Here is a 13947-nt window from a genome sequence, read left to right on the forward strand (position 1 = left end):
TGCTGCAAGTCTGGCTCGACGTTGGAGCAATTGTCATTTTATCGCTTTTGTGCTTCATCTGGGCTGGACGTACATTATTAGGATTTAGTTTGTTAACCTCTTCTATTATATCTTTAATCAGCAGCGGTTCCGGGCAGACGAGCAATGAATTCCAGCCCTACAGCAAGCCGTGCCCCTTAGCTGTAATAGAATGAAAACTTTTACCGAAGATAAATTTGACCGAATAATAAAGAAAGGATTTCATGAAATCCTTAAGCCGATTGGATTCAGAAAGAGAGGTAACAACTTTTATTTGCAAAAGGCTGAATTAGGGCAGATAATTAATATTCAAAAAAGCATTTGGTATTCTAAAAGTCATATCCACTTTACAATTAACGTAGGCGTTTTTCTGCCTGAACATTGGCTTGGGTTATATTATAATCAAGGCAAAGACCTCCCCAACTTTCCTCCAGAAATTGAATGCCTGATTAGAAGGAGAATTGGAAGGCTCAGGAACCAAAATGATACCTGGTATGATGTAGATATTGAAACTGATGAATCTTCCCTTGTCAATGAAATGAATATAAATATCAATAAATATATTTTACCATTTTTCGAATAATTGTCTTCAAGAGAGAATTTGGTAAATGCTATTCAGTCGGATAAATTGTTGGTTGAACCTTTAAATAGGCTTATTGTATTTGGTGAATTAAAAATGAATAACAATGCCAGATTAGAATATGACTATTTATTATCGAATTGTTCAAATATTCATTTTTTGGAAACAGTGAAGCGGTATGGACAAAAATATGGTCTAATATAAAATAGTTACAGCGAACATTGTATTGGCAAATGCGAGGTTCCAATTCTCAAATGAATGAATAAGTAACTGGCGCCCTCCTTTGCCCATACTTTCTCGTAAGCAATGTTATGAGACACCTCTGTTTATACCTCACTCTTATTCTTTCATTTTGCTCTTGTGACGAAACGAGTATTTCATCGGCTTCAAAATTTCAAAAGCTGCTTCCTGATACCTCAACCACCAGATACGATTATTATAATGCCGCATTAAACTTGAACAATGAACTAAACCTATATCGAATAAATAATGGCGTTGACAGTTTCGAGTTTCGATTATGGTTTGGTGGAATGATAGACCCATCGAGTTTATACATTATAAAATGTGTAGACAGTACTTGGTTTGCGACTGTTATTGATTATTGGCAAAGAGTACCTGAACGAGGAGAGAAGGGTTATATGAATCAAAAATATCCTTACCAAGGATTGCATACAATTGTTGATAGTTCTTATACCTACAGAATAGTGCCATCAATTCCATTTCCCAATATTTTAGACACTCTAAAGCATTATCAATTGAAGGCAATCCCTTCCCAAAAGGATATCCCTGATTTTGTTGATCGCGTCGCTGATGGTTTTTCTTATTCAATTGAACTTTCGACTAAGGACTACTACAAATTAATTTCTTATCATTCGCCAAATTTACAGAATGACAACTTTGGTTATAATGCTAAAATGACGAAGTTTCTTAAGTTCATGGAGAGGACGTTTAACAGACATCTATACCTTGATTAGGAGCCATCGCGGCTTACAACATGGGTATTTGCAAAAGCATAGCTGGACAATCTTAGCTTCAGCTTTTTATCGCTATCATCAGTTCTTCGCGCTGACTTTTAACTTTCACCTAAAAAATGAACTTCAATATTATATTTTCAATCGATCATTTATTATCGGCTGGACAATCAACAATTCCATGCCTTCGCAAATACCTGGCCGTTAGCGGAAAAGCTATGGCGGCAGTCCCTATTAAATCGAACAGCTAACGATTTAATAATAAATGAGGTTTAATTGTTGCAGCGATTTTATTTGAAACGAACTTTTTACAATCTTGACATAACAATATTAACCATTAACTATGACACTACTATTTAAAGCACTGAGCGGATTGTTTTTAGCAACTATATGGATTTCTTCCGGATGCAAAAAAAATATCGACCCCACAAAAAGTGCAGTGTTGCCACCAGCCACCCAGGAAGGCAAAAACACCGTTGGTTTTACCATTAATGGAGAGGCTTGGATGCCTTATGCAAAATGCAGATTTGGGGCTGACCCATGTGGTGAAATATCCGCAAATTATAGTTATCCATTTGCAGCACAAAATGGAATTGGTTTCCAGTTTGCTCGATTTAGGAATAATAAATCGTCTTCGTTAACTATATATACTTTACAAACAAATTCAATTACAACGATCGGGAGTAAAATTGATTCTATTGGAGTTGAATATGCAGGAGAAAATTCCAATGGAACTGATGGCGAGTATTTAGGCTCACGCCCTGGCAGAAACAGCAAATTTATTATTACCAAAATTGACCATCAAAATCAAATCATCTCCGGCGAATTTGAATTTGTTCTTCTTGAACAAAACGGCAGTGGCCGGGAAATTACTCTTAAAGACGGCCGCTTCGATTTCAAATTCAACGCCTGCAAATGCAGCAATTGATTTCTTAATCTAATCCCATACTACTAATGAAGAAAATTACAACCCTACTTGTCGCAGTCATTGCGACACTGAATTCTTTTAGCCAAAACAATTTGGAAGTGATCGATACCGGGAACATCACGCGGGAACGCTGGCGTGACAGCGTATTAACCGAAGTTCCAACGTATGACTGGAACATTTACCATAACGCTGATATCACATCTCAATTTGCCACTTTCATTGAACGAAATGTTTTGAATGCTCAGCCAGTTGGATGTGGTGGCAGCAATAATTTATGCAATTACAATCCGACAATAAGCGGACCTGATATGATTTGCGGCACAACCGCAACATATGCCATAAGTGATTTTCCTAATGGAATTATCGTGAATTGGTCGCTGCAAAATAATACAGCGGCTATAACATCGGGACAGGGAACAAAGACTATTACTATCACCAAGAAGGCAATTGGAACAAATCAGCTTTCGGTTACATTAACTAACTCCTGCACGAATCTTATATTAACCAAAACAATTCAGCTTGGCTTGAATACACCATCATTCAGCACTTATGCACCAAATGGATATTGTGCAGGCAATAGTTATGAAGTCATTGCAAGTGCTAATAATTCAGGGCCGGGCATTTCGTATAACTGGTATATTAATGGAGTGCTTAATTCATTTCATGGGTATAAATTACAGGGCACTTTCCCAACGAACTTCACAAGGATTGAGTTAGAAGTAATAAAGACTGGATGCGGTACTTCCCTAAAGTATAAAGAAGATTTTGATTGTTCTGGCGGATGGTTTGTTGTATCTCCAAATCCAAGCAGTTCAGATTTGAGAGTAGAATCAATTTCTGAAACCAGTATACGAGAAATTCGTATCATTGATAAAATGGGCAATGTAAAATTTTTATCAAAATATCCAGACAATACAAAAATAGCTTCACTCAACGTTTCATTACTTCGAACCGATGTGTATAATATACAGGTGTTTGACGGTAAAACATGGTCAGCTAAATTGCTAAGTATACGGCGATAAGATCCAAAGCGGATGTTTCAAACTTTTAAGACATCCACTTTTTTAAAATAACCTCATACCCATAAAGCATAAATTATTTTATTGCTTCTATCTGACAAGCCAATAAGAAGCTCTTCCGCTAACATTGCATTGGCGAATATGGCGGGGCAACTGAAGAACAATCGGATGCATATCGCCACTCAACTTCGGTTTCGGCAGACGAATACTGCCAAGCAACAGAATAAACAATGAGGCTATTGTGTCTTAAATCAGCAGCGGCACCGGGTAAACGGACCACAGAATACCGCCACATCGCCAATCCCTTCACGTTATGTGCAATTACAAAATAATACAGCATCCTTCTCGATGAAAAATCATTTTTTAATGGTAAAACAGTCCTCGTGTAAATCCTTTTTGGTAGAAGGAAAATCAACGGACATAATTGACAGATTGGAGAAAGTTATAAAAAAGTCATTTGTTAGCGGACATGCAACAATAGAATTCAAGAGACACAATTTTGATCCATTTGCTCCAAATGGCACAATAAGTATTGAAATTATTGACAATGGCGTTAATACCAGTTCAATAATAACTTATAAAATAGCAAGCAATTTGTTACCTAAATATTCCATTTGGTTTATGATAACTGTACTTTCCATTTGGATTATGTTTTCATTCTTATTAGTACCAATAGGAAAGGCTTTACCAATGATAATATTAGGCTCTACAACTTTTTATATAATTTTTCGATGGAGTCGAATTCTTAACTTGGCAAAACTTGAGAATTATGCAATTTATTTATTGCAGATGAGTAGATTAAAATATAGCATGCATAACATTATTGGTAAAACTGGGCTGTCAACACTCAAATGAACAAAAAGTATCTGGCGGCCGCCTTCGCCAAGCCCTTCACGTTGGCAGCAACCCAATTAGGTCCGTCCTAATTTCGAGGTTACATGAAACTGTTAATAATTGCACTTTCTTTCATTAGCTTGGCCCTACTGACATATTCACGCAAGGAAATAAATCCTCCAGGCTTGTCACAGTTTCAGTTCAAATTGGAAATAAAAACATTTATTTAATGATAAATAATCAGGCTGCCGGATCAGCGGGACATCAGCTATGCAATAAAATGGACAGACTTTTAGGATATGTTTTTTTGGGAGTGGGACTTCTTGGTTTTGTTTTCTTTTTGAGCTATAATGGAACAGCTATTCCTTTTAAAGAACTTTGGTTTGTTTTGAGCTTCTTTTTGATGATTGGAGGTGCTTACTTCTTTGCGAAGTACAAATTGAAGGAAAGATCCAATCAGCAAAACATATCAAATAATTCCCGATTGGCAGAAATTGCTCTACTCAAAGAAACAGGTGATAAAATCAGGGTAACTCTCGAAAATGCAGAGATAAAGAGCAGAAGCTATTTGCAGGAAATCGTAAAGGAAGGTTTACCGTCAAGCATAGAATTGATTGAGGGATTGAATAACAGCAATCGAAACTACAAAACAGAAGAGGTTATCCAGACATATATTCTTTTTATGAAAGAATATAATGGCAAGATGTACAAATTTATCAGTGAGGCAACTACAATGGATGCTTATGATGTTAAACGCTACATTGATAGCCAAAAGGGCATTGACTTATTCATAGATTCAAATAATCCAGCAAAGTATTATTTTGACTTTTCAATGGAGTGACGCTTGCCACCAATCCTACTTTTACTGCCAGGGAATTAATTGAGTTTGCAAAAAAGAATGACTGGAAATTAGTTGACACCATTACGATTTCAGCAAATACAGTTACTCTCAAAAGGATTTCTGCGCTAAGAAATGAAGATTATTCACTTGAGCTATTAAAGCAAGAAATTATACCAAATATCGATTCTGGATCCTATAAAGTGTATGTATTTAAAACTACCTGGCTGGCAGTTGAGCCCGGAAATAATCGCGAAACATTTGAAAATGGTTTCGCATTAATAAATTCAGCTGGCACAGAATTAAGGATTAATCATATTTGGGGAGAGTAATAAGGCAACAATGACATGCAGACACAGAGTAAATTTGATTATGTTGAAGTCCATTAAATGGATAGTCATATTTCTATCGACAGTTTGGGCAACAGGCCTATTCGCAAGTCCTCAACTACCAGATTATCTGATCTATGGTAAAGATACTATTGCAACGTACAATCTTATACTTGAACGTTATTTACAAAGACTAGACTCAAGCGAGTCAAATAAATTATTTGGATTAAGTTTCAGGACGGGATCCTCTTTTTCTTGTTGGAGAGGTTATCAGGCAATTTATAAAATAGAAAACGACAGCTTATTTCTTGCCGATATCATTAATTGCGGTGAATTAAGAACTGGCAAAATTGACAAGGTTCAAACAATCAATAAAATTAAATCAATCTTTAAAGAGCGAATTAAAAATGAAAAAGTCCATATTAATTGGTTTGATGGGCATTTAAATTTTCCATTAAATAATAATGTGTTAAGGTGGGACGGCGTTTTTTATAAAATATTTGAACGGGAAAAAGTAATTACAATTTATAATGGTCTTATTAGGAAGGTGGAAGATGTTAGCAATTATTATGACGACCCGAATAGACTAGACAGACGTGATAAGAATAAAGTTCCTGACCTATTATTCAAAAGGCTAAAAAGGACTAAATGGAAAAACAAACAGGAATATGATTGTGGTGAAAAGTATTCAGTAACGATTGATGAAAATGGAAATGTATCAAAATTTAGGATGCTTTATTCTGAGAAAGAGATTCAGGCCTATTACGAGCCAGAAGAATATAATTATTGTATAAATAAAGTGTTCAATGCATTTAAATCATTGAAGTTTGACATTCTTAAAGATAAAGGGAAGCCTATTTCCGAAGACATCTATATTGAAATTTGGATTGAAGACAATTGGAAAATTGAGAACTGGACTAATTGAAACCCGCACTAAAATGTTAAACAAGACAAAGAGGGCAGGAAAGGGGTTAATGCTATTCGGGCTATTTTTATTACTTAATTTATATTCCTGCGGCTTTGCTTATGTGCAACACGTAACTGGTAAATATTTCATTGTAGGTGTTGACACAAAAGAAGATGTAGGATTAAGTTACAAATTGGCATCAGGTGAATACATTGGTAAAGCCCCGGGGAAACTTTTACAATATGGCTTTAATGATAGATTTTTAGTAGCAAACACGCTGGAACCCGATGATAGTAGCACTTCCTTTTATGTCATCGATATGACAAAGGACTCTGATTTCGCCCACGAAAAAATATTTCGTATTGGCCCTCTCTCTGAATTAGAATATAATCAGAATTGGAATAACAGATTAAATATCCGGCTTAAAAATGTTCGTTAATATTGGTTAACGTACGGTGCCAATTTTATTTTCCCATTATCCGGACATATCATTTTAAAGTACACAATTGATATACCAGTTTTAAAAGTAGTAGAAGCAACATCTATCAATAAACAATCCCTTAGTTCAGAATTATTTAAAGTTGATTTGAAAGGTAAAGTATTGGTAGAAATATAAAATTCGTTCGACATAAATAGGAAGAATCAGAGTAAAAAAGATTACCATTATGGGGCTTGATAGCGTAGAATTAATAATGGAAGTAGAGAATTGCTTTCAAATATCTATTCCAGATCGGGAGGCAGAAAACGCCTATACAGTTCAAGCATTGGTTGATATCGTTGGAAGGCATTTAAATATTCGTAACAGCCATCTGCGCTAATAATTATGAAGAACTAATAGATAAAAAGCAGATCAAAGAATTATACGAAATATATATAATTGTAACTGCAATAACAGTTGACAAAATAGGCGTAGACTATTATGAAATTACTCCTGATAAATCCTTTACAACCGACTTGGGAGTAGATTAGGTAATCACACCACCGCCGGCAAGGCCGCTATCCTCTTCAACGTATCCTCCTTACCAATCGCCTCGGCTATATCAAAGACAGTAGGACCGAACTTCCCACCAACCAGCATTATCCTAAAAGGCAATTGCAACTCGCCTGGCTTAATACTTAGCGTGGTTGCAAGCTCTTTAAACGCTGCTTCAATAGACGCAGAAGACCAATCTTCCAGGTCGCCCAGTACCCCCTGCAGCTCGGCAAAGAAATTCTCCTTGTCGCCATTCCACTTGGCCCTGATGGCATCTATATCATGTACGGCTGGCGCAATAAAGAAGAACCTGCCCTGCTCGGCAAAATCGCCCAGCAGTGTACAACGCTCCTTTACCATGCCGATCACCTTCTTGATATAACTGTCATCTGCACCCGTAATTCCCGAGCGCTCCAGCACAGCCTTCACATCGGGTAATAGTCTCTCTTCGCCCGATCGCTTTATCCACTCATGGTTGAACCACTTCGACTTCTCGAAATCAAACTTGGCTCCTCCCTTATGAACCCTGTTCATGGAGAATGCACTTATCAGCTCATCCATAGAATAGATCTCCTGCTCGGTTCCATCATTCCATCCCAGCATCGCCAGCATATTCACGAAAGCCTCGGGTAGAAATCCTCTCTCCCGGAATCCCTGGGTGAATTCATTGGTGCGCGGGTCGGTCCAGTTCATGGCAAATACAGGAAAGCCCAAACGGTCTCCATCGCGCTTGCTGAGTTTGCCATTTCCATCAGGCTTGAGGATCAGCGGCAGATGCGCCCATTGCGGCATGCTATCTTGCCATCCAAGCCATCGCCATAACATCAGGTGTACCGGTGCACTCGGCAACCATTCCTCACCCCTGAATGCATGCGTTATCTCCATGGCATGATCATCTACCACAACAGCGAGATGATAGGTTGGCATGCCATCATGTTTCAACAGCACTTTATCATCCACATTTCCGGTATTGAAACTCACCTCACCACGAATCATATCCGTGAAGCTGATGGTCTCATTTTCCGGCATCTTTATCCTGATCACATAAGGCGTTCCATCCGCAATCAACCGCTGCACGGTTGCTGCATCCAGTGAAAGGGAGTTGCGCATTTTTGTTCGCAGCCTGTTATCATATTGGGGGGATGGATTTTCTGCGGTCTTATAATTAGCTCGCATCTCTTCCAGCTCCTGCGGGGTGTCAAATGCATAATAGGCGAATCCATCTGCAACAAGTTTCTCCGCATACTCACGGTAGCTTTCTTTTCGCTCACTCTGCCGGTAGGGTGCATGGGGTCCGCCTACAGCCGGACTCTCATCCGGTTCTATTCCACACCATTTCAGGCATTCCATTATATAGTCCTCTGCGCCTTCCACAAATCTGTTCTGGTCGGTGTCTTCAATACGCAGTATGAAATCCCCGCCATGATGTTTGGCAAACAAATAATTATATAATACCGTGCGAACCCCGCCCAGGTGCAGTCCACCCGTGGGACTCGGTGCAAAACGAACACGAACTTTACTTGACATTCCGCAAAGATAACATGTGGTCTTGGTTTACCGTTTGACGTTAAAGGTTTTTGTGCGCTTATCTTTACAACATGCTTTACTGGTCAACCGCCAACCGATTCCTCCGCATGCTCTACCCGGCATGGCAATGGCAGATACCGACATCGGAAAAAAAGATCTACCTCAGCTTTGATGACGGTCCCCACCCCGAGATCACGCCATGGGTATTGGACCAATTGAAGAACTACAATGCGAAGGCGAGTTTTTTTTGTATCGGCAAGAATGTAAAAACATGGCCGGCGGTGTATGAAAGAATTTTAAGGGAGGGACATATTGTTGGTAACCATACTATGAATCATCGCAATGGATGGAAGAGTTCAGATGAAGAATATTTTGCAGATATCGGCGAGGCAGCAAAATACATCGATAGTAAATTATTCCGTCCGCCTTATGGAAGACTTACTCGCTTCCAGGGAAAGCTGTTAAAAGAGGCAGGTTATGAAATGATCATGTGGACAGTTTTATCGGGAGATTTTGATGCGAAAAAATCGGCTGCGCAATGCTGGGATATGGTACGCGAAAATGTGGATAAAGGGAGCATCGTTGTTTATCATGATAGTGAAAAAGCATGGGATAGATTGAACGTTGTTTTACCCCAAACCCTGGAATGGTTTTCTGCCCGCGGATACATATTTGAAGCAATCAACATGAATATTTTGAAGGCTAACAACAGGAAATAAATTAGGAAAAAACATCATTGGAATCGGGGAGGACCCCCTTAAAAAAAGTTGGGCCTGGGTAGAAACCCTGGCCCGTTTTTAATCCGTACCCTATGAAAACTGGTTTAAAGGTAAATTATATTTTTAATTATTTCAAAGTAATTTCTATTGTATTTCCGTTCACTGTGAGGCCTGCTTTATTGTCGCAGTCGCCGTTTCCGAAGTCGAGCACTCCCTCCGGACCACCATTACGCTGGAACTTTTGTTTGCCCTGAACGATCCATTTACAGTTGAATTTCTTCACCAGTGGTTCGAGGTTGGTGCTGGTCCAGCTCGCTGTTTTATCACCCCTTACAACGGTACCTTCTCCATTACCTACTATCGTGAATACATCATCGCCTGCAACCCATGGTGTTCCCCAGCCATCTGTTTGGGAGATAACGCGGGTGCGGTTCCACTGGGTATAATCGCCGCTTGGCCTTGTTAGCTTGCCATTGGTGACGCGGGTTTCAAAGGTGAGCTTGTCGGATATGCTGTTGTTTTGAATGCGGTGAGCGCCTTCTACTTTGGTATCATTCACATAATAGCCATCGAAGCTGGTTTCAGCCACTGCACCGGATATGAAGAGCCAATTGGTGTACACCGTGATGATCTTTCCCTTCCTCACGCGGCCATCCTTGCCGGTACAGCCGGAGGCGCCGAAATCGAGGGTTACTCTCAGCGGGAAAGAATCGGCGGGGTTGATCTTCTCCGCGGTGAGGGTGAAGCAGGTGGTTTGCAGGGTACCGGGACTGTTTTCTGTATTCACCTGGAATACGCCCGTGCCGCCGATGCCGGCTCCCGGGGTGCCCATTACATTGTTGAATACATCGTCATAAAGCACTTCTCCTTCAGCGTCCGCTTCCATGGTGGTGCGGGTCATCAGGACCGACTCGGATTCGCCTCCGGGCTCATTGTTGTCGTCGTTTTTGGAGCATGACCAAAGAGTGAGGCTTAGGGCCAGGACGGTAAGCAATTGCTGGCCGGATTGTTTCATTTTCATAAAATTTGTTTGTGGTGTTGGTATGGTTCTCTGACCGGGTTGCATCCCAAACGTTTAAAATAGTATAAAATTTTATGGAACTTCGTCGAATGATGCTAATTGATAGCCATTGTCATTTATATGTGGAAGAATTCAGGGATGATATCAGCACCGTTATCAGCGAGGCCCGCGGGGCGGGGGTGGAGGCCTTTTACCTGCCTGCTATCGACAGCACCGAGCATGAGGCGATGCTGGGGCTGGAAGCCGCTTACCCAGGCGTTTGCCATGCCATGATGGGACTGCATCCCTGCTATGTGAAAGAGAACTGGGAGGAGGAGCTTCAACCGGTGGCCGACTGGCTGGCGCGGCGATCCTTTGCCGCAGTGGGGGAGATAGGGCTTGATTTTTACTGGGACAGGACCTTTGAGACTGCCCAATACGAGGCTTTCAGGCGGCAGGTGCAAATGGCGAAGCAGTATGCCCTGCCCATCGTAATCCATTCGCGCAACTCCATCCAGGAATGCATCAATATTGTGAAAGAGCAGCAGGATGGGAGTCTGGGAGGTATATTCCATTGCTTCAGTGGCAGCTATGAGCTGGCGCGGGAAGTGGTGAAGCAGGGCTTTTACCTCGGCATCGGCGGGGTGGTCACTTATAAGAATGCCGGGCTGCCGGAAGTGCTGGCCAAGATCCCTCTCGAGCATATTGTTCTTGAGACCGATGCGCCCTATCTGAGTCCGGTTCCCTTCAGGGGCAAGCGAAACCAGCCGGCTTACCTGGTGCACGTGGTGGAGAAGCTCGCGGATATCTATCGCGTCAGCCCTGATGAAATTGCAGAAGTGACAAGCGCCAATGCCCGGAAAATCTTCAAATCCTGATTGCATGAATAGTACCCGAAAAAAATCCCCTCCCACGCGAATCCTGATCATCTATACCGGCGGAACGGTGGGGATGGTGATGGATGATGCCACAGGCGCGTTGAAGCCGATCGGTTTCAAAGAGATCCGCGATAATATCCCCGAGATCGTTAAGCTGGGTTATGAGGTGGAAGTGCATGCTTTCAATCCACCCATGGACTCGTCAGACATGCATCCCGATGTTTGGGTGGAGCTGGCGGGCATCATCGAAAAGAACTACCACGACCATGACGGCTTTGTGATACTTCACGGCTCAGACACGATGGCCTTCACGGCATCGGCGCTGAGTTTCTTATTAGAGAACCTGAGTAAGCCGGTGGTGCTCACCGGTAGCCAGCTCCCGATCGGTGAAATCAGGACCGATGCAAAGGAGAATATCATCACGGCGCTGGAGATCGCTGCTGCACGAAAAGGTGGCAAGGCCCTTGTGCCCGAGGTCTGTATCTATTTTGATTACCAGTTATTCAGGGGTAATCGCTCCAAGAAGTATAATGCCGAGAAGTTTGAGGCCTTTTACTCGATGAACTATCCGCCCTTGGCCGAGGCGGGCATCACGATCAAATACCATCGCACCAATATACTCCGGCATCCGGAGGAGCCTTTGAAGGTGCATCGCAAAATGGATCCCTCGGTGTCAGTGCTGAAGATCTTTCCGGGCATTACTCCGGCCACGGTGGAGGCGGTGCTGGCAACGCCGGGTACACGCGCGGTTATCATGGAGACCTTTGGAAGTGGCAATGCTACAACAGCGCCATGGTTTATTGCCAGTTTGCGGGCGGCCATCAGAAAGGGATTGATCATTGTGGACATCACCCAATGTGATGGAGGTGCCGTGGAATTGGGGCGATATGAAACCAGCCGGCATTTAAAAGAGATGGGTGTAGTGAGCGGGCATGATATGACTTTTGAAACGGCCCTTGCCAAACTGATGTGGCTGCTGGCGCAGAAACATTCAAAGGCGAGGCTGCGCGAATTATTGGAAACTTCTTTGAGGGGTGAATTGACCAATGCCTGAGGTTCCCTATATTTGCGTCCCACAAATGGAGAGATGTCCGAGTGGTTTAAGGAGCACGCCTGGAAAGTGTGTATACCTCTAAAGGGTATCGCGGGTTCGAATCCCGCTCTCTCCGCCAAATAGAAATGAAAGCATACAAAAAGCGCTGTAAAATCAATGATTCACGGCGTTTTTTGTTTTAGGAGGAAACCTAGAAAAAACCAAATAATCGCATAATTCTGGTGCCCTATTAGGTGCCCCAGAAATAGAGAAGCTGTAACAAACTTCAGATCATTACAGAAGACAGCTAGTGGCTGTTAATCTAAGTGATAAGAGCCAACAAAATCAGAAAAGAACTCTACTAAGTGCTATACTGTAAACGGAAGGCTAAAAAATAATTATTCTATAAATTACTTTAGACTACAACTATAGTTGATTTGGATAACTCAAGCAGCTTTTTTGTTCTGACCTTTGAAGAAACAAAATCAAAGCAATGAAAATAGTTGTAACAGGTTGCTTAGGAAACATTGGTAAGCCACTTACACTTGACTTGGTTCAAAAAGGACATCAAGTTATTGGTATTAACTACAATATTGAAAAACAAAGTGACATTGAAGTATTGGGAGCTACAGCAGCAATTGGCTCTATTGAAGATGTAGAATTTCTTTCAGCCACTTTCGCGGGTGCAGATGTGGTTTATACTATGATACCTCCAAACTATTTTGCAGAACCCGATATACGAGAATATTACCGGAAGGTTGGTGATAAATATTTTCAAGCTATAAAGCAAGCGAAAGTAAAACGAATCATTAATTTAAGCAGCTATGGCGCTCATTTAGAAAAAGGCACAGGTAATATATTGGGTGCTCATTATGTTGAAAATAGCTTAAACCAACTTTCAGATGTGGATATTACCCACATTCGCCCTACTTACTTTTACTATAATCTGTTCAATCTAATTCCTGTAATAAAAACCACTGGATCAATTTATGCAAATTATGGTGGCGACAAAAAGTTTGAAATGGTATCGCCTATTGATATTGCATCAGCCATCGCAGAAGAAATAGAGTCAGCACCCGTTCATAGAAAAGTTAGATATGTATCAAGTGACGAGCTAACAGGTAACGAAATTGCAAGCGTTTTAGGTGAAGCCATAGGTAAACCAGATTTGAAATGGGTTGTTGTATCAGATGAAGATGCACTCAAAGGATATATGGATATTGGCTTCCCTGAACTACTATCTAAAAATCTTGTTGAAATGTTTTCAAGTATCCAGACGGGAAAATTAGCCGAAGATTATAGGCTTAATAAACCTGAAGTATTAGGAAAAATAAAGTTCACTACATTTATAAAAGACTTTCATACGGCGTATAATTCTTGAAGCAAATTATAA

Annotated in this window: 13 protein-coding genes and 1 tRNA gene; 12 read left to right on the top strand and 2 right to left on the bottom strand. The window is 41.0% G+C overall.

Annotated features, from left to right (window positions below):
* Positions 1–190: 190 nt before the first annotated feature.
* The 7 genes from V6M43_RS00510 to V6M43_RS00540 all read left to right on the top strand — a co-directional run bounded on the left by V6M43_RS00510 (position 191) and on the right by V6M43_RS00540 (position 6863).
* The gene (locus tag V6M43_RS00510) at positions 191–601 is read left to right on the top strand and encodes a DUF4304 domain-containing protein (RefSeq protein ID WP_332732093.1); all 411 of its coding nucleotides are present in this window, start codon (positions 191–193) and stop codon (positions 599–601) included.
* 1311 nt (positions 602–1912) lie between these two features.
* Positions 1913–2497 carry a hypothetical protein gene (locus V6M43_RS00515; RefSeq protein WP_332732094.1) on the top strand — a complete coding sequence of 195 codons (585 nt, stop codon included), beginning with the start codon at positions 1913–1915 and terminating at the stop codon, positions 2495–2497.
* Positions 2498–2523: 26 nt separating this feature from the next.
* Complete coding sequence (locus V6M43_RS00520) at positions 2524–3519, top strand: hypothetical protein (RefSeq protein WP_332732095.1); 996 nt, start codon at positions 2524–2526, stop codon at positions 3517–3519.
* Positions 3520–4579: 1060 nt separating this feature from the next.
* Complete coding sequence (locus V6M43_RS00525) at positions 4580–5191, top strand: hypothetical protein (RefSeq protein ID WP_332732096.1); 612 nt, start codon at positions 4580–4582, stop codon at positions 5189–5191.
* Positions 5188–5520 carry a hypothetical protein gene (locus tag V6M43_RS00530; RefSeq protein ID WP_332732097.1) on the top strand — a complete coding sequence of 111 codons (333 nt, stop codon included), beginning with the start codon at positions 5188–5190 and terminating at the stop codon, positions 5518–5520. The genes V6M43_RS00525 and V6M43_RS00530 overlap by 4 nt, the downstream gene beginning before the upstream one ends.
* A gap of 40 nt (positions 5521–5560) precedes the next feature.
* Complete coding sequence (locus V6M43_RS00535; protein ID WP_332732098.1) at positions 5561–6442, top strand: hypothetical protein; 882 nt, start codon at positions 5561–5563, stop codon at positions 6440–6442.
* A 13-nt stretch (positions 6443–6455) separates the two neighbouring features.
* Positions 6456–6863 (top strand): hypothetical protein, encoded by a 408-nt coding sequence (locus tag V6M43_RS00540; RefSeq protein ID WP_332732099.1) that lies wholly within the window; start codon positions 6456–6458, stop codon positions 6861–6863.
* Between the two features lie 534 nt (positions 6864–7397).
* Here the strand turns inward: V6M43_RS00540 and gltX are convergent.
* Complete coding sequence (gltX, locus tag V6M43_RS00545) at positions 7398–8924, bottom strand: glutamate--tRNA ligase (RefSeq protein ID WP_332732100.1); 1527 nt, start codon at positions 8922–8924, stop codon at positions 7398–7400.
* 71 nt (positions 8925–8995) lie between these two features.
* On the opposite strand from gltX, the gene V6M43_RS00550 reads away from it, so the two are divergent.
* Complete coding sequence (locus tag V6M43_RS00550; protein WP_332732101.1) at positions 8996–9643, top strand: polysaccharide deacetylase family protein; 648 nt, start codon at positions 8996–8998, stop codon at positions 9641–9643.
* 127 nt (positions 9644–9770) lie between these two features.
* Here the strand turns inward: V6M43_RS00550 and V6M43_RS00555 are convergent, their stop codons facing one another.
* Positions 9771–10658 carry a hypothetical protein gene (locus V6M43_RS00555; protein ID WP_332732102.1) on the bottom strand — a complete coding sequence of 296 codons (888 nt, stop codon included), beginning with the start codon at positions 10656–10658 and terminating at the stop codon, positions 9771–9773.
* Between the two features lie 80 nt (positions 10659–10738).
* On the opposite strand from V6M43_RS00555, the gene V6M43_RS00560 reads away from it, so the two are divergent.
* The 4 genes from V6M43_RS00560 to V6M43_RS00575 all read left to right on the top strand — a co-directional run bounded on the left by V6M43_RS00560 (position 10739) and on the right by V6M43_RS00575 (position 13935).
* Positions 10739–11521 carry a TatD family hydrolase gene (locus tag V6M43_RS00560; RefSeq protein WP_332732103.1) on the top strand — a complete coding sequence of 261 codons (783 nt, stop codon included), beginning with the start codon at positions 10739–10741 and terminating at the stop codon, positions 11519–11521.
* 4 nt (positions 11522–11525) lie between these two features.
* Positions 11526–12575, top strand: a complete 1050-nt coding sequence (locus V6M43_RS00565) for an asparaginase (protein ID WP_332732104.1) — start codon at positions 11526–11528, stop codon at positions 12573–12575.
* Between the two features lie 27 nt (positions 12576–12602).
* A tRNA-Ser gene (locus tag V6M43_RS00570) sits at positions 12603–12693 on the top strand.
* Between the two features lie 354 nt (positions 12694–13047).
* Positions 13048–13935: an NmrA family NAD(P)-binding protein gene (locus tag V6M43_RS00575; RefSeq protein ID WP_332732105.1), complete on the top strand. Its 888-nt coding sequence runs from the start codon at positions 13048–13050 to the stop codon at positions 13933–13935.
* The last annotated feature ends 12 nt before the right edge of the window (positions 13936–13947 follow it).

The sequence above is a fragment of the Flavihumibacter sp. genome, assembly GCF_036676075.1.
Lineage (GTDB): Bacteria > Bacteroidota > Bacteroidia > Chitinophagales > Chitinophagaceae > Flavihumibacter.